We start from the raw sequence: 16,054 nt of genomic DNA on the forward strand, positions 1-16,054 counted from the left end.
CCATGAAAAGGTTCTTTGAAAAGGTTCCAAAAGAGTTGTGGAGAAGCTATCATTGGCAGGTTCAAAACAGGATAAAGACAAAGGAAGAGCTAAAAAGATATATAAAGCTTACAAAGGAAGAGGAGGATGGCATAGATAGAACTAAAGGACTTTACCCAATGGCCATAACCCCCTATTACCTTTCCCTCATAGACCCGGAGGACCCACAAGACCCCATAAGACTACAGGCGATACCAAGAGTTGTGGAGGTGGATGAAAGAGTCCAATCTTACGGTGATCCAGACCCCTTTAAGGAAGAGGGAGATATTCCCGGCCTTACCCACCGATACCCCGACAGGGTACTATTTACCCTTACCACCTTTTGTGCCGTGTATTGTAGGCATTGTATGAGAAAAAGGATTTTTCAGGAAGGAGAGAGGGCAAGGACAAAGGAGGAGATAGATAGGTTCATAGAATATCTAAAAAAACACGAGGAAGTAAGAGAAGTGCTTTTATCTGGTGGCGAACCACTCTCTGTAAGCAACGAGAAGCTAAACTATGTGCTTTCAAGGATAAGGGAGGTGCCACATGTGGAGATAATAAGGATAGGAACAAGGCTTCCGGTGTTGGCACCACAGAGGTTCTTTGATGAGGAGCTTCTAAATATCTTAGAAAAGCATTCACCCATATGGATAAACACCCACTTTAACCACCCCAAGGAGATAACAGAAGAGTCTGCCGAGGCCATAGAAAGGCTACTAAGGCATGGCGTTCCGGTAAACAACCAAACGGTGCTTTTGAAGGGTGTAAACGATGACCCGGAGACAATGCTGAGGCTTTTTAGAGAACTGCTTAGGATAAAGGTGAGGCCTGTTTATCTCTTTCACTGCGACCCTGTAAAGGGTGCGGTGCATTTTAGAACAAGCTTGGAAAAGGGCCTTGAGATAATGGAGTATTTGAGAGGAAAGATTTCTGGCATGGGCATACCCACCTATGCGGTAGACCTGCCCGGTGGAAAGGGCAAGGTGCCAATAAGCCCCAATTATATAATTCAAAAGGATGGAGACACATACACCTTTAGAAGCCCCCTTGGTGGTATTGTAGAATACACTATTTCCGATGTGGAAGTATTTTAAGGCTTTGTTTTTATCTTTAATTGATGCACTTAAAGGAGAGGTGGGCTATCACAGCGCCTCTTTAACCTATCAATTCCTCACGGTAATCGGCTCTCTTGTTATATTACTTGCCTTTTTATCCATGTATTTGCCCTTCCTTGACCCTATGAAAGTCTATCAATACCTTCAAGGCCTTATCCCTTCTTATGCGGAAGATATACTGAATAAAATACTCCCTGCTTATGAAAAAAAGGCAACTGGTTCCATCCTTTCTTTGGTACTTGCTTACTACTTTTCTCTATCCTTTGCCAAGTCTTTGAACACAGCCTTTGGGTTTGTTTATGGGAAAAAACCTGTAGAAAGGGAAGTTTTCTTTTGGACGGTAATGCCCCTTATGATGGTCTTTTATACCCTTCTTCTTTCTGTGGCCATAGTCCTGCTTACCGTAAGCAAAGCCCTCCTTGGTGGCATATACTACAGGATTGCGGAGCTATTTAACCTATTTATCATATTCCTTGTGCTTACCATGCTCTATTCCTTGTATTTCAAGCTTAAGAGAGCTACCCTTATTGCCTCAGGCCTTGTGGCCCTTATGCTCTTTTTCTTGAATAAGGCCTTTTCTCTCATAGTGGTCAAGATGGTTAGCCTTAGCCCCCTCTATAGCATAATAGGGTCTCCCCTTCTTTTGCTTATGTGGCTCTATTACTCTTTCTTTTGCCTTTTGGTGGGTGTGAGGATCATAGCCAGATTAGACCAACTTTTCCAGTAGATTGTTGGCCCCGTTTAGCTTCTGGTATGCGCTGGATATCACGTAGTATATCTGCTCGCCCTCGGCTATGGAGAGGTCATAAAGGGTTATGCTAAGGTCCTTTAGCACTTGGTAAAGGGTTGTATATAAGTTTTCATCCAGCTTTTTCTCTGGGTTGGGTATTTCCTTGTAGGTCTTCATTATATAATCGCACATGCCCTTTATACTCTTGGCTATGTTGATTATCTCCGGGTCGTGCGCATACATTTGTATAACTTCCGCATACCTTTCCTCTATCTCCTCATAAGTGCTCTTAAAAAGCATATCCTCTAAAAAGAAAAGCTCTTTTCCCATGGCTAATCCTCTCATATAAATATGGTCTTTTGAGACACATTTTCAACTGGCATGACTGTCCAAAAAGGATAGTATTTCTGACAAGTTATTGGCTTGACGCAGTCCTTCTATGTTATGGGTTTTATAACCGATTATGGGCTTTCCCAAAATAAGGGCGTAGGCTATTTCTGACAGAGTTCCCCAGTTGCCACCTATGGCTACTACCACATCACCGCTGGCTACCACCAAGGGATTCCTGTTCCAATTCATGCCGGTCCTTATCTTTATATCCACGTATGGGTTTGCCTCATCACCTTCGTAGGAAGGAAGGATGCCCACCGTTAGCCCTCCCATCTCCTTTGCACCCTTGCATACCGCTTCCATCACGCCACCCCTCCCACCGCATACCACCACCCATCCCCTCTTGGTTATCTCTTTGCCAAGCTCATAAGCTATTTTGTATTCTTCTTCCTCAGGCTTTGCCTTTGAAGAGCCTATAACCGCCACCTGCCTCATGGTTTTTAAGTATAAAGGAATTAAACACTCCTATACGCCGAGTGAGAAATTCCCTTTAAGCTAAACCTTCCATATCAATAAAAAGACAGCAGGGCTACTATAATAGTAGCCCTAAAAACCATCGGAGGTTTTTACCATGGAAATTATACCACCTTACCTACGCATCTACCAACAAATCCTAAAAGACCTTGAAAATGCCTTGCCATTCCTTAATGTGCCAAAAGCTAAAGCGGGCAGAAAGCCTAAACTCACAGACATCCATATAGCAGCCATCTTTATACTCTCCTACATAACCAATACAAAAGTCCTCACCTTAGCTAAACTACTTATTGACCCATCCATACAATCATGGCATATCTTCAGAAGATACAGACTCAAGAGAGTATACAGGATATTGAGAGAATACAAGCTTCACAAGCTGAGGCTTATGATTTTAGCAAGGCTTTTGTATGGTAAGAAGATAGAACTTGTAATAGATGGAACCATAGTGGACATAGCCAATGTAAACAGGGCGAGGACACAGAAGATAAGGAGGGTAAGAGGGAAGGTATGGTGGGCAAAGAGGAGAAGGAAGATAGTTCGGAGAGACAATGGGAAGGTAGTGGAGTTTGAGGAGGTCAGGTATGGCATGTTGATGATGGTGTTATGTGATAGGTGGGGAAGAGTTTATGATGTGTGGATAAGCTTTGGAAGTGTGCATGAGGTTAGGGCATTTAGGGAAAGGAAGAGAAGGAGTTTATGGTTTAGGGAGCTTGTGGAGAATTGTGTGGTGTATGGAGATAGGGGTTATAGGGGTTGTGAAGGTGTGATTGTGTGTGGTAGTAGGGAGATGAGGGCAAAAAGGCAGGTAGTGGAAGGTGTTATAAGTCAGATAAAGCTTTTTAATGCTGGTAGTGGGTGGAGGACTTTAACTTGTGTGCTTGTTTATACATATGCTTATGCTATTGGATATAGCTATTACAGGAGGGGTGAACTTGAGGCCTAATTTCTCACCCGGCGTAAAGAAGAAATTAATAAGATTATGGACATTGGTAAAATGGCTGCAAAAAACTTCCCTACTGGTGTGGTTGGAGTAATATCTCCGTAGCCTACCGTGGTAGCCGTTATGATAGCCCAGTAAAGGGAATTAAGAAAGCTATCAAAGCTTGTATTTCCCGCGTTATACTCCCAGATATAAACGGCTATTGCCGAAAAGAATATCAAAGTGAATATTATTAAAAAGCTAACAAAATAAAGATAGCTGTTCTCTTTAAAGATGCTAAGGATCACCCTAAGGGAATGTGTATATCTGATGATCTTAAGAAGCCTAAGGATAAGCAAAAACCTAAAAACCCTAAGAGGCCTGAGGATGGGAAGTATGGCCAAAAGGTCAATTATGGATGTGGGCCTTAGCATCCATTTTAACTTCTTTGATAAAGCATGCAAAAAGCATATAAGTAGTTCCTTTTGTGTTCAAGATAGTGCTTAAAGTCATCAATAAAATCTGAAGCAACCCAAAGCCTTAGTAAATATTCTATAGTAAAGAAGTAGATAGTGAAATTTTCGTAGTGTTCCAAAAACTTATGAAGGTCTGGAGGCATTTTTTCTGCCTCAGGAGTGATTAGAATAAAAATGGTTATAGATGAAGTGATTACTAAAAATAATCCTATGGTAGTGTATATAGTATGCATGTAAAACCTTTCGTTTTCCAGTATGTTATGTATGTAAATTTTCAATAGCTTTAAATAAGAATAACTTCTACGCCTCATAAGAAATATTTTATATTTACAATATCAACATTCCATCCCCATAGCTATAAAACCTATATCTCTCTTTTACCGCCTCTTGGTAAGCTCTCAAAATAAACTCCCTTCCTCCAAAGGCGCAGACCAGAAAAAGAAGAGAGGACCTTGGAAGGTGAAAGTTGGTGATGAGGGCATCCACCACCTTAAAAGAATAGCCTGGGTATATATAAAGCTCTGTCCAGCCTTCAAAGGGTTCAAAGCCGGCAGTCTCCAATGCCCTTACCACCGTGGTGCCTACGGCTATCACCCTTTTGCCCCTTTTCTTTGTTTCCTTTATAAGCTCAATTGTCTCTTTTGGCACACTTACATACTCCGGGTCTACCCTGTGAAGCTCCACCTCATCCACCTTTACCGGTTTGAAGGTTCCATAGGAGACATGTAGGGTTATAAAAGCTTTTTTAATCCCATACTCTTCCAGCCTTTTTAAAAGCTCTTTTGAAAAGTGGAGGCTTGCGGTGGGCGCAGCTACAGAGCCTTCTATCTGTGCAAAGACCGTTTGATAATAGACCCTGTCTATGGGTTCCTCCTCACGCTTTAGGTAAGGCGGTATGGGTATTTTGCCATACTTGTCAAGGGCCTTGAGTGGGTCTTCTGACAGGAGCTTTACCTTAAACTTGCCACCCTCCACATGCTCCAACACCTCCACTATCAGACCCTCACCAACATATATCTGCAATCCCTCCTTTATATTCTTCCCACCTATCAAGGCATACCACTCTTCTTTTGTGATAAAGTCTGTAAGGAGCACCTCCACCTTTCCACCGGTGGGCTTCTTTCCGTATAGCCTTGCGGGCAAAACCTTTGAGTTGTTAAAGACCAAAAGGTCCCCTTCTTCTAAATAGAGTGGTAGGTTCCAAAATATGTCATGCTTTATGCTTTGGTTCTTTCTGTTTAGGACCATAAGCCTTGCATTGTGCCTTGGTGTAATTGGATACTTGGCTATTAGTTCTTCTGGCAGGTGGTAGTCAAAGTCTTCTACTTTCATGCCCTTGCAAGCATCTTTAACACCACAGGAGCCATAAGGGTGGTAATGGCCACCACAAAGATGACCACTGCATAAAGGGTATCATCGTAAAGGCCTATCTGTCTTCCAAACTCTGCAAATATAAGGCCTACCTCCCCCCTTGGTAGCATGGAAAAGCCAATAAGTAGTTTTTCCTTCATAGAGCCTCTTACAAAGAAGCCAGAAATGACTTTCCCCACAACGGCTATGAGCAGTATAAGCAGGGAAAGCATCCAGAATTTTTGTGAAGTAAAATCAATGGCTTTTAGGTTTAGTTGCAGTCCTACATAGACAAAGAATATGGGTGTTAGGACCCACACAAGGGGTGTGATGGTATGTTCTATCTTGTGAGCCATACTTTCGTCCGTCTTTAAAAACATGGCAAAGGGTAGGGCAAAGCGCCTTGAGAGGGCAAGGCCTGCCGTAAAGGCTCCCAGTATTTCTGGAGAACCTACCTCGTGGGCAAGGAAGGCAAAGAGGAATACAATGGCTATAACGGTGGGAGGGATAAAGTCTTCCGTTTTTAGCTTTTGGGAAAGTATTTTTATAACCCTTGCCAATATCTGGGCCAAGATGGGAGAGAGGATAAAGAAGGTTGTTATGTATAGCACAAGCATTGTTAAGGCATCAAAATGAACTACTCCCTCCTTTGAAAACTCATAAAGCCCTGCCAAGACTATAACTCCGAATATATCGTCAAGCACGGCGGCGCCCAAAACTATCTGGGCAAACCTTTCCTTCATCTTTCCAAGGTCGTCAAGCACCCTTACCGTTATGCCTATGCTTGTGGCCGTTAGCGTTCCACCCAAAAAGAGGGAGGTAGTCAAAGAAAAGCCCAAAAGGTAGTAGCTTGCCAAGGTTCCAAGGAGCATGGGTGTAAAGGCGCCCACAAAGGCAACCACAAAGGCCGAAAGGCCCACCTTTTTAAGCTGGTTTATGTCCGCCTCCAGGCCTATGTGAAAGAGCAAAAGGATGACCCCTATCTCTGCCAAGAGCCTTAAAACCTCGTTGGGCTCTATTATTCCCAAGGCGCTCTTACCAAGTATGACACCTACCAGTATCTCACCAAGCACCGGCGGAAGGCCAAACCTTCCAAAGGTATCGCCTATGATGCGGGCAAGGAAGAGTATTATGGCAAGATACAAAAAGATGCTATGTAATTCCATGCCTTAAATATTATAACCCGTTGAACCAAAGCCCCCATCAGACCTTTCTGTGGAGCTTAGCTCCTCCACCTCTTGGAGCTCCACCTTAACCACTGGGCATATAACCATCTGGGCTATCCTGTCCCCCCTTTTTATCACAAAGTCTTCACTACCAAGGTTTATAACGATTACCTTTATCTCTCCCCTGTAGTCTGCGTCTATGGTGCCTGGGGTGTTTAAAAGGGTTATGCCATGCCTGATAGCAAGGCCGCTCCTTGGCCTTATCTGTGCCTCATAGCCCGGTGGTATTTCTATGGCTATGCCCGTAGGAATTAGTGCCCTTTCCATGGGCTTTAAAATAACAGGCTCTTCCACCGCCGCCAAAAGGTCCATACCAGAAGCATGTTCCGTAGCATAAAAAGGTAAAGGTAAACCTTCCGAATGTGGTAGTCTTTTGACTTTTATCCTCATAGCTTTCTCCAAGCCGGCGGTGGGACTTGAACCCACGACCTAGGCATTACGAGTGCCTCGCTCTGCCGCTGAGCTACGCCGGCTCGTTTATGCCTATATTAGTTAACTTAGGTCTTCCTTGTTCATCCACCTCAAGCACCTTTACCAACAGCTCATCGCCCACGCTAAACTTCGCCCTTACATCCTTAACATACCCCTCCATCTTGCTCACATGCAAAAGCCCCACCTTACCCGGCAAGATTTCCACAAAGACGCCGTAGGGTTCCACCCTTGTTATCTTACCCTTATATACTTTGCCAACCTCTACCTCTGCTATAAGATTCTGTATTATCTTCTTCACCTCTTCTATGGCTTCTTTTGAATTGGAGGTGAGGGATACCCTTCCACCCTCATGGACCCAAACGGATACACCCATCTTATCCCTAAACTCTTTTACATTCCTTCCACCGGGACCTATTACCACCAAGGCCTTATCCTCTGGTATGGTTATTATCTCAATCTTGGGCGCATAAGGGGATACTTCTTTCCTTGGCTCTGGTAGGGCCTCATACATCTTCTCAAGTATGTATAGCCTTCCTTCCCTTGCCTGGTATAGGGCTTCCTTCATTATCTCCTTTTTAAGGCCCTTTATCTTTATATCCATCTGAACGCTCGTTATTCCATCCCTTGTGCCAGCCACCTTAAAGTCCATATCGCCAAGCTGGTCCTCATCTCCCAGAATGTCCGATAGTATGGCGTATTTTCCACCCTCCATAATAAGGCCCATGGCTATGCCTGCCACATGCTTTTTGAGCGGCACTCCCGCATCAAAGAGGGCAAGGGAGCCTGCGCATACGGTAGCCATAGATGTGGAGCCGTTGGATTCAAGTATGTTGGAAACTACCCTTATTATGTAAGGAAACTCCGTCTCCGGTGGTATGAGAGGCTCTATAGCCCTTTCTGCCAAAGCTCCATGACCTATTTCTCTCCTCCTTGGTGGTCCCCAAGGCTTGGCCTCACCGGTGGAGAAGGGTGGGAAGTTGTAGTGTAGCATGAACCTTTTGAAGGTTTCACCCTCGTATATGCTTTCTACAAGCTGGGCTTCCTCTGGAGAGCCAAGGGTGGCTGTGGCAAAGGCCTGCGTTTGTCCCCTTGTAAATATGGCGCTACCGTGTGGCCTTTCAAAGGGATGAACCTCTATACTTATAGGCCTTATATCCTTTGGACCCCTTCCGTCAATACGAACACCCTCCTCCAAAACCCTCTTTCTCATAAGCTTGCTTATAAGCTTTTTGTAGTTATAGCCTACTTTAAAGTGCCACTCTTCTGGGATTTGGTTTACCTCTATGAACTCTTTGAGTATGTTTGATTGGAAGGTCTTTCTTTCTCTTTTGTCGGAGATGTTAAAGGATTGCAATATCTTATCCGTGCAAAACTCTTCAAGGGCCTTTTGGAGCTCCTCTGGCAGGTCCATACCCTCAAAGCTTACCTTTGGAACTCCAACCTTTTCCCTTAAGGCTTCTTGGGCCTTTAAAAGGTCCTGTATGGCCTCAAGGCCAAAATATAGAGCTTCTGCAAGGGTGTCCTCATCCACCTCCTTTGCGCCACCCTCCACCATCACTATGGCATCCTTGCTTCCGGCCATAACTATATCAAGGTCCGCCCTCTGTCTTTCTTCGTAGGTGGGGTTTGCCACAAACCTGCCGTCTATCCTACATACTCTTACGCCCGCTATGGGACCATCAAAGGGTATCCTTGATATATGCAAGGCTGCAGAAGCACCAGTTATGGCAAGCACATCGGGGTCATACTTGTCATCGGCCGAAAGGGTGAGGGCCGTTATTATAACCTCATGGAAAAAGCCCTCTGGTAGCATAGGCCTTATGGGCCTGTCTATAACCCTTGAAACCAAAATCTCCCTCTCGGTGGGCTTTCCTTCCCTTTTTATAAAACCGCCTGGTATTTTGCCCCATGCTGAGGACTGCTCACGGTAATCCACGGAGAGGGGAACAAAGTCTATACCCTGGACAGGCTCTTCAGACATTACGGCTGTTACCAACACAGCCGTATCACCCTGGCGAACAACTACCGCACCATCCGCCAGCTTTGCGTAATTTCCAGTTTCTATAATTATTTCCGATTCCCCAAGCTTTGCCTGCACGCTTTCCATCATCTCACCTTCAATCCAAGTCTTTCTACTACCTCCAAGTATCTTTTGTAGTCCTTTTCTCTCAAATACTCAAGGTGCTTTCTCCTTGCATGTATAAGGGCTATAAGCCCACGCCTTGAATGCACATCCTTTTTGTGCTTTTTGAGATGCTCTGTGAGCCTGTTTATACGCTCCGTAAGTATGGCTATCTGCACCTCTGGTGATCCAGTGTCGCCTTCATGCCTTTGAAAGCTTCTTATTAGCTCTTGCTTTAAAGCCTTGGGTAGTGCCATCTTTCTTCCTCCTGCGTTCTTCAAAATAAAATATTATAACTCAACCTCCACCATATTCGCTCTGGTCTATTTCCATTAGAAACTCCTCTATCATATCCTTTATCATCTTTACCATATTCTCAACGGGTTCCTCAAGGTAGTATTCAAAAAGTTCTATCTTTCTCTCGTGTGAGTGGCCTTCATCTGTGTAATACTTTACAAGCACATAGGGGACCTTAAAGGAAGGGTCAAAGCCTTCCTCTCCGGGCATTTTGACTTCATACTCCACATCCAAAGCACCAAGGGCTTCTCCAAGGGCCTTTTTTAACTCCTCTACCTTTTGGGTATACTTTTGCCAGTCTTTCATGGTTAAATATTTTACAATGGAAGGGGTGCCCTTAGAGGAATTAATCTTAAAAGTTCTCAAAAGTAGTAAAAGGCCTTTGAGCTTTGAAGAAATACTGGGAAGGCTTGGGCTGGACAAAAAGGAGAGAAAAGCCCTTAAAAAAGCATTAAGGTCCCTCAAAAAGTCGGGTAAAGTGGCGATTCAAAGCGGCAAGTATGCTTATGCGGAAGAGGAGATAGTAAGCGGTAAGGTAATACCCTATCCTGCGGGCTTTGGCTTTTTGGAAATTGGAGAGGGAGAGAAGGACATATATATACCTCCCTTTGAGATGGTCAATCTCTTTGCGGGTGATGTGGTGAGGGCCAAGGTGGTAGAGTATAAGGACAAAAAGGAAGTGCGCATTTTAAGGGTTTTAAAGAGAGCAAAGAAGGAAATAGTGTGTAAGATACAAAAAAAGAAAAGGTCCTGCCTTGGCTTACCCATGGATGAAAACCAGCACCAGACCATACTTTTGGAGGATTGCAAGGACCTAAAGGACGGAACGGTAGTGGTAGCACAGATAAAGAAGTTTCCTACAAAAAAGCACCCTGCCATTGGAAGGATAAAAGAGGTTTTGGGCCATCCAGAGGAGAAAAACCTCATAATAGATGTGCTTATAAGAAAGTATAACCTGCCCACCTCTTATCCAGAAGAAGTGATAAAAGAAGCAAAGAATTTAAAGATCAACCTGGAAAAGGAGCTAAAAAGGAGGAGGGACCTAAGGGAACAGGTCTGTTTTACCATTGACCCAGAAAGGGCAAAAGACTTTGACGATGCGGTAGCAATTGAGAAAACTCCAGAGGGCTACAGGCTTTGGGTTCATATAGCGGATGTTTCCTACTTTGTGAAAGAAAACTCTGCCATTGATAAGGAGGCCTTTAAAAGGGGCTTTACCTTTTACCTGCCCGATAGGGCTTTGCATATGCTTCCCGAAGAGCTTGCTGGGGACCTATGTAGCCTAAAGCCCAAGGAAGATAGGCTTGCCTTTACCTGTGAGATGATCTTTGATGAAAGGGGAAAGCTATTGGAATATGACATATATGAGAGCGTGATAAGGAGCAAGGCAAGGCTAACTTACAACGAAGCCTTAAGGCTAATCCTTGGAGACCCTGCCTTGGAAGACAAATACCCAAAGGAAATAATAGAATCTCTAAGGCTTATGGAGGACCTATACAGGATACTGGCAAGGATGCGGTGGGAGAGGGGTAGCATAGACTTTGACCTACCAGAGGCGGAGCTGGTGGTGGATGAGTATGGTGAGCCTGTGGCTGTTCTACCCTATGAGAGGCATGTGGTCCATAGGATAATAGAGCAGTTTATGGTATCAGCCAACGAGACGGTTGCCATGCATCTTGAAAACATGGGCTATCCTTGTCTGTATAGAGTTCATGAAAAGCCAGACCCAAGCAAGGTGGAAAACCTCCTTGAGATACTTGCAGGCCTGGGCTACAAGGTTAAAAAGCCAAGCCTTACCCCTAAGTTCTTCCAAAAGATAATAGAAGACTTTGAGGGAAGGCCTGAGGAGAACTTGGTGAGGTTTTTGACCCTAAGGTCTATGAAGAGGGCCCATTATTCTCCCCATAACCTTGGCCACTTTGGCCTTGCCTCCGAACACTACGCCCACTTTACTTCACCCATAAGAAGATATCCGGATATCATAGTCCATAGGCTTTTGAAAAAGGCCCTAAAGGGAGAAGAGATAGACTATGAGAAGACCCTTTCCTACCTTGAGATGGCTGGCATGCACCTTTCCCAGCAGGAGAGGTTGGCAGAAGAAGTAGAAAGGGAAGCCATAGACAGGCTAAAGGTGCGCTTTATGAGGTCCCACCTTGGAGAGGAGTTTGATGGAATAATAACCGGTGTGGTAGCTTTTGGCTTTTTTGTGGAGATACAAGAGTATATGGTGGAGGGTTTGGTAAATATAAGCACCTTGACCGATGACCAGTATGTTTATGATGAGCCTGCCCATAGGCTTGTTGGCATAACCACGGGTAAGGTCCTTAGGCTTGGCGACAAAGTTAGGGTAAAGGTGGTGGCCATAGATGAGGAGAGGGCAAGGCTTGAGCTTGTGCTGGTTTAAAGCACTTCCAATTTTGCCCGAAGGGCCCCAGAGGCCTTTATGGCCTGAAGCACAGAGATAACCTCCCTTGGCGTGGCACCTATTTTGTTGAGAGATTCCACCAGTTGTGAGACGGTGGCACCCCTTAATTGAACTATCCTTGCAGTCTTTTCTTCCACCTTTATCTCCGTCCTTGGTACCACCTTGGTCTCACCCGGAGAAAGGGGTGGTGGCTGGGATACCTCTGGAGTTTCTTTGATGATCACCGTTAGACTTCCAACGGCTACAGAGACTGGGTTTATGGTTACATCTCCGCCAAAGAGGACCACTCCAGACCTCCCGTCAATTACCACCTTGGCAAGGGATGGCACATCTATCTGTAGGTCCTCCACCTTGGCAAGGAAATCCACCGGACTCATTCCTTGTGGTATTCTAAGCCTTACCGTGCTGGCATCCATCGCTTGTGCCGTGTCTTTGCCAAACTCCATGTTTATCCTATCTTGAATCATCTTGGCAAGGGAAAAGCTGGGACTATCCAGGTAAAGGTTTATCTCCTGTGGTATGCTCTCTGTTGGAAGTTCTCTCTCCACTGTGGCACCGTTTGGCACCCTTCCTACCGTTGGCACGTTTACCACTTGCTGGGCACCTCTTCCTCTTGCCTCATAGCCTCCCACAAGCACTTGTCCCTGTGCCAAGGCATATACCACACCGTCCGGCCCTCTCAAGGGAGTAAGGAGAAGAGTGCCACCTTCCAAGCTTTTTGCATCCCCTATGGAGGAGACCTCCACATCTATTTTCATGCCCGGCTTTGCGTAGGGTGGTAGCTTGGCTGTTACCATAACAGCCGCCACGTTCTTTGTGGTCATCCTCCTTGGGTCCACCACTATACCCATCCTGTTTAGCATGTTGGCTATGCTTCTCACTGTAAAAAGGGTGCTTTTGCCATCGCCAGTGCCTTTTAGGCCTACCACAAGGCCATAGCCTACTAAGTAGTTGCTTCTGTTGCCCTCAAAGCTTGCCACATCCCCAATGCGCGTAGAAAAGGCAAAAGAGAAAAGGAGCATTAAAAGGGCAAGACCTTTGCAAGTATTCTTGCAAGCCATCCCGGACTACCTCCATCTGCCAAAAAGCCCTTGCCGTCTATAAAGACTTCGAGGTTGGCTATCTTATCGCTTGAAACGGTGTTGGTGCTGTCTATATCCTCCGGCCTAACTATACCCCTCAAAACCACCTCCCTTTGAGCGTTCTCTATAGCAATATACTTTTTTGCCTCCACAAGCATACTGCCGTTGGGGTATATTTTCATAACCCTGCCCGCAAGCTTTGTGGTTAAAACTCCCGTTTGCTGGACCTTCCCAGAGCCTTTTGTATTCATCTGCCCAGAGCCTTTTCCACCTATGTCTGCAAGAGTGCCTTTTGACAAGCCAAAAAGAGAGCTTATGCCTTCTTGAAAAGCCGAAGACCTTTGAGTTTGTGCAGATATGCTTTCTATGGCGTTTATACTCTCTACTATCTGAAGGTATATAACATCTCCCACCCTGCTTGCCCTTCTTTCTGAATACAGGTCCTGGTAGCCCTCCTTTGGCATAAGGCTACCCCTTGAGCTGTACTCTGTCCTCTCCTGAAGGCCAGGGTAAGGGTTTCTCTTCTCATAATCCTCCAAGGTGCTGACCTTGGGACCGCAGGAAAAGGCAAACACTATTAAAAGGATTATCCACCTCCCCATGGCTATATAATTTAATCCTTTTCCCACCGGTTGTTTATAAAAACCTCTACCTCTACCGGCACTTGCTTTAGTATAACTCTACCTGCGTGTAGCATGGCCTTTTTCAAAAGTTCCTTTATGCGCTCCGCGTCTTCCTCTCTGCATTCAACTAATATCTCATCATGCACCAGATTAACCACCTTTGCCTTAAGGCCTTCTCTTCTTAGTTCTGCATCAAACATAAGCACGGAAAGTTTGAGAAGGTCTGCACCCGTTCCCTGTATGGGATAGTTTACCGCATCCGGAAAGGTATGGGCTACGTAAGGCCTTCCCAAAAGGGTATGGCCTCTTGACTCTTTGTATTCCTTTAACTCCCTTTTTACCCTTTCGTGCCAAGCTTTAAAGGAAGTGTAGTATTCAAAAAAGCTATCTCTTATCTTCTGGGCGGATTCAAGAGAAAGGTCAATGCCATAAGTTTTTGCATACTCCACAAGGCCCTTGGCAGATATGCCATATATGAGTCCAAAGTTTACAGCCTTGGCAAGCTGGCGCTCCTCCTTTGTTATCTCCTCCTCTGGCTTTCCCAAAAATACGCTTGCAGTATACCGGTGTAGGTCCTTACCCTGCCTGAAGGCCTGAAGCATCTTCTCCTCACCCACATACTCACTGGCTATCCTTAGTTCAATCTGGGAGAAGTCTGCAATAACAAACACATTACCCTCTTCTGCCTTAAAGATGCCCCTTAAATTCCTTGGTATATTTTGCACGTTTGGGTTCATGCTTGCCATCCTTCCAGTGATGGCGCCTATCTGCTTAAACTCTGGGTAGACCCTATTTCCTCTTATCCTTTCCTTTATCTCCTGAAGCTTTTCAATAACCTTTTTCATCCCCCTTATGTCCAAAAGCTCGGAGACTACAGGGTGTGAAGCGTATTCGGAAAGCACCTTATCATCGGTGGAAACGTTGCCCTTTTCCGTCTTTGGAAGGTCAAGGCCAAACCTCTTTGTAAGAAGCTCTCCCACCTGTTTGGGCGACATGGGGTCTATCCTATACTTCACCATAAAGTCCATAACTTTCTTTTGAAGAAGCCTCTCTTGTTCTTTTAGTTTTCTTTCCAGTTCTTCCTTATCCACCGGTATGCCGTTTAGCTCAAGCTTTGCCGTCTCTTGAACAAAAGCCATTTCCACTATGGCCACAGGATTTAAGAGATTAAAGACCCTTGAAGTCCTTGTTTTGAGAAGTATTTCCTCTCGGTGATGGCCTTCGTTGAGCCTTTTAAGGAATATGTAAAAAAGGTCCCTTACCACCTTCACATCCAGCGCGGCATACTCAAGCTGTTCTTTTCCTAAAAAGGGCTGTCCCCAGTTGGAGGCCTGAAGGCCCTTGTCCAAAACCTGCCCCAAGTAGTGCATGGCAACCTTTTGAAGAGAGTGCTTGTCCGTGTCTCCCAAAAGCTGGCTTGCTATCATGGTATCAAAGACTGCGTATGGCTCTATACCGTAGCTATAGAGGTACTTAAGGTCAAACTTAAGGTTATGCCCCACTATGCCTTTGCTGGAGAGAAGCTCCCTTAAAAATAGCACACCTTCCTCACCAAGGTCAAAAAGGTCAAGGATGAATATATCTTCCTTTCCTCCCAGCTGTACAAGCCTTATCCTGTCGTTGGATACCTCCGTATCAAGGAAAACATAAGGCTCTTCCCTTAGGCTTTCGTAGGCCCTGCTTAGCCTTTCTCCAGAGGTTATATAGCTAAACTTTACTGTCATGCTTGATAAAAACTTTTTCCAAATCCACCCACATGGCTATCTCATCACAGCTTGGGAATTTTATACAGTTTATACACTCACCCCAAACTTTATGTGGAAGCTTGGCCTTTTCCACCTCCTCAAAGTTAAACTTGCTAAAAAATCCCTGCGCATAGGTAAGAACAAAGACCTTTTTTATGCCCAGCTCCTCCGCCTCTTTCAGACAAGCCTCCACCAACGAACTACCCACGCCCATGCCCTTATAATCCTTTTTGACCGCAAGGCTCTTTATCTCAGCCAAGTCCTCCCAAACTATGTGAAGGGCGCAACAACCCACTATTTCCCCATCTTTCTCACAAACCCAAAAATCCCTTATGTTCTCATACAGAGAGTTTAGGCTTCTTGGCAGAAGGGTACCTTCCTTTGCATACTCGTTTATAAGGTTATAAAGCTCTGGCACATCCTTAAGCTTAGCCTTCCTTATAAGCATTAATAAAAATATAGTATGGGAAAATTAAAATCGTATGTATTATGTTAACTTTATAGCCGTAGATGTATGCGCAATCGGGTACACGTAAAGGGCCGTGTATAAAGGTTCAATTACCACACAGCCCTTTGCCTAAAAAAATAAATTAGACAATCCATAAGCAATTCGTTTATTTAGTT

The 16,054-nt window shown here is 44.9% G+C and carries 18 protein-coding genes and 1 tRNA gene; 4 read left to right on the top strand and 15 right to left on the bottom strand.

The window, feature by feature from the left end:
- Window positions 1-2 precede the first annotated feature (2 nt).
- Both ACZ5GB_RS02205 and ACZ5GB_RS02210 read left to right on the top strand, forming a co-directional pair.
- On the top strand, window positions 3-1,115 hold the full coding sequence (locus ACZ5GB_RS02205; RefSeq protein WP_464327354.1) for a KamA family radical SAM protein: 1,113 nt from the start codon (window positions 3-5) through the stop codon (window positions 1,113-1,115).
- Window positions 1,099-1,863 (top strand): YhjD/YihY/BrkB family envelope integrity protein, encoded by a 765-nt coding sequence (locus ACZ5GB_RS02210; RefSeq protein ID WP_464327355.1) that lies wholly within the window; start codon window positions 1,099-1,101, stop codon window positions 1,861-1,863. Before ACZ5GB_RS02205 ends, ACZ5GB_RS02210 begins: the two co-directional genes overlap by 17 nt.
- Here the strand turns inward: ACZ5GB_RS02210 and ACZ5GB_RS02215 are convergent.
- On the bottom strand, window positions 1,843-2,196 hold the full coding sequence (locus tag ACZ5GB_RS02215; RefSeq protein WP_464327356.1) for a hypothetical protein: 354 nt from the start codon (window positions 2,194-2,196) through the stop codon (window positions 1,843-1,845). The genes ACZ5GB_RS02210 and ACZ5GB_RS02215 overlap by 21 nt on opposite strands.
- Before the next feature lie 42 nt (window positions 2,197-2,238).
- Window positions 2,239-2,691, bottom strand: coding sequence for a TIGR00725 family protein (locus ACZ5GB_RS02220; RefSeq protein WP_464327357.1), 453 nt, complete (start codon window positions 2,689-2,691; stop codon window positions 2,239-2,241).
- Window positions 2,692-2,827: 136 nt separating this feature from the next.
- Here ACZ5GB_RS02220 and ACZ5GB_RS02225 point away from each other — a divergent pair, with 136 nt between their 5' ends.
- Window positions 2,828-3,676, top strand: a complete 849-nt coding sequence (locus tag ACZ5GB_RS02225) for a hypothetical protein (protein ID WP_464327358.1) — start codon at window positions 2,828-2,830, stop codon at window positions 3,674-3,676.
- On the opposite strand, the gene ACZ5GB_RS02230 is transcribed toward ACZ5GB_RS02225, so the two are convergent.
- The 9 genes from ACZ5GB_RS02230 to ACZ5GB_RS02270 form a co-directional block, all read right to left on the bottom strand.
- Window positions 3,673-4,086, bottom strand: coding sequence for a potassium channel family protein (locus ACZ5GB_RS02230; protein WP_464327359.1), 414 nt, complete (start codon window positions 4,084-4,086; stop codon window positions 3,673-3,675). The two genes, ACZ5GB_RS02225 and ACZ5GB_RS02230, sit on opposite strands and share 4 nt — an antisense overlap.
- 5 nt (window positions 4,087-4,091) lie before the next feature.
- Window positions 4,092-4,439, bottom strand: a complete 348-nt coding sequence (locus ACZ5GB_RS02235; protein ID WP_464327360.1) for a hypothetical protein — start codon at window positions 4,437-4,439, stop codon at window positions 4,092-4,094.
- Window positions 4,440-4,455: 16 nt separating this feature from the next.
- Window positions 4,456-5,460, bottom strand: coding sequence for a tRNA preQ1(34) S-adenosylmethionine ribosyltransferase-isomerase QueA (gene queA / locus ACZ5GB_RS02240; protein ID WP_464327361.1), 1,005 nt, complete (start codon window positions 5,458-5,460; stop codon window positions 4,456-4,458).
- Entirely contained in the window at window positions 5,457-6,644 is a 1,188-nt protein-coding gene (locus tag ACZ5GB_RS02245; RefSeq protein ID WP_464327362.1) for a cation:proton antiporter, read from the bottom strand. The genes queA and ACZ5GB_RS02245 overlap by 4 nt, the downstream gene beginning before the upstream one ends.
- Before the next feature lie 3 nt (window positions 6,645-6,647).
- On the bottom strand, window positions 6,648-7,094 hold the full coding sequence (gene dut, locus ACZ5GB_RS02250) for a dUTP diphosphatase (protein WP_464327363.1): 447 nt from the start codon (window positions 7,092-7,094) through the stop codon (window positions 6,648-6,650).
- 11 nt (window positions 7,095-7,105) lie between these two features.
- Window positions 7,106-7,177: transfer RNA gene (locus tag ACZ5GB_RS02255), tRNA-Thr, on the bottom strand.
- Window positions 7,168-9,246, bottom strand: coding sequence for a polyribonucleotide nucleotidyltransferase (locus ACZ5GB_RS02260; RefSeq protein WP_464327364.1), 2,079 nt, complete (start codon window positions 9,244-9,246; stop codon window positions 7,168-7,170). Before ACZ5GB_RS02260 ends, ACZ5GB_RS02255 begins: the two co-directional genes overlap by 10 nt.
- On the bottom strand, window positions 9,243-9,515 hold the full coding sequence (rpsO, locus tag ACZ5GB_RS02265) for a 30S ribosomal protein S15 (RefSeq protein WP_464327810.1): 273 nt from the start codon (window positions 9,513-9,515) through the stop codon (window positions 9,243-9,245). Before rpsO ends, ACZ5GB_RS02260 begins: the two co-directional genes overlap by 4 nt.
- A 40-nt stretch (window positions 9,516-9,555) precedes the next feature.
- Window positions 9,556-9,861, bottom strand: a complete 306-nt coding sequence (locus ACZ5GB_RS02270; protein WP_464327365.1) for a dephospho-CoA kinase — start codon at window positions 9,859-9,861, stop codon at window positions 9,556-9,558.
- Window positions 9,862-9,877: 16 nt separating this feature from the next.
- Here ACZ5GB_RS02270 and rnr point away from each other — a divergent pair, with 16 nt between their 5' ends.
- The gene (gene rnr / locus ACZ5GB_RS02275; RefSeq protein WP_464327811.1) at window positions 9,878-11,959 is read left to right on the top strand and encodes a ribonuclease R; all 2,082 of its coding nucleotides are present in this window, start codon (window positions 9,878-9,880) and stop codon (window positions 11,957-11,959) included.
- Here the strand turns inward: rnr and ACZ5GB_RS02280 are convergent.
- Genes ACZ5GB_RS02280 through ACZ5GB_RS02295 form a run of 4 tightly spaced genes read right to left on the bottom strand, consistent with a single transcriptional unit; the run spans window position 11,956 to window position 15,878 of the window.
- The gene (locus ACZ5GB_RS02280) at window positions 11,956-13,041 is read right to left on the bottom strand and encodes a flagellar basal body P-ring protein FlgI (protein WP_464327366.1); all 1,086 of its coding nucleotides are present in this window, start codon (window positions 13,039-13,041) and stop codon (window positions 11,956-11,958) included. The two genes, rnr and ACZ5GB_RS02280, sit on opposite strands and share 4 nt — an antisense overlap.
- Window positions 13,002-13,664: a flagellar basal body L-ring protein FlgH gene (locus ACZ5GB_RS02285; protein ID WP_464327367.1), complete on the bottom strand. Its 663-nt coding sequence runs from the start codon at window positions 13,662-13,664 to the stop codon at window positions 13,002-13,004. The genes ACZ5GB_RS02280 and ACZ5GB_RS02285 overlap by 40 nt, the downstream gene beginning before the upstream one ends.
- Window positions 13,665-13,675: 11 nt before the next feature.
- Window positions 13,676-15,409, bottom strand: coding sequence for a bifunctional 3'-5' exonuclease/DNA polymerase (locus ACZ5GB_RS02290; RefSeq protein WP_464327368.1), 1,734 nt, complete (start codon window positions 15,407-15,409; stop codon window positions 13,676-13,678).
- Entirely contained in the window at window positions 15,393-15,878 is a 486-nt protein-coding gene (locus ACZ5GB_RS02295) for an N-acetyltransferase (RefSeq protein WP_464327369.1), read from the bottom strand. Before ACZ5GB_RS02295 ends, ACZ5GB_RS02290 begins: the two co-directional genes overlap by 17 nt.
- Window positions 15,879-16,054 lie beyond the last annotated feature (176 nt).

The organism is Hydrogenobacter subterraneus (assembly GCF_055390195.1).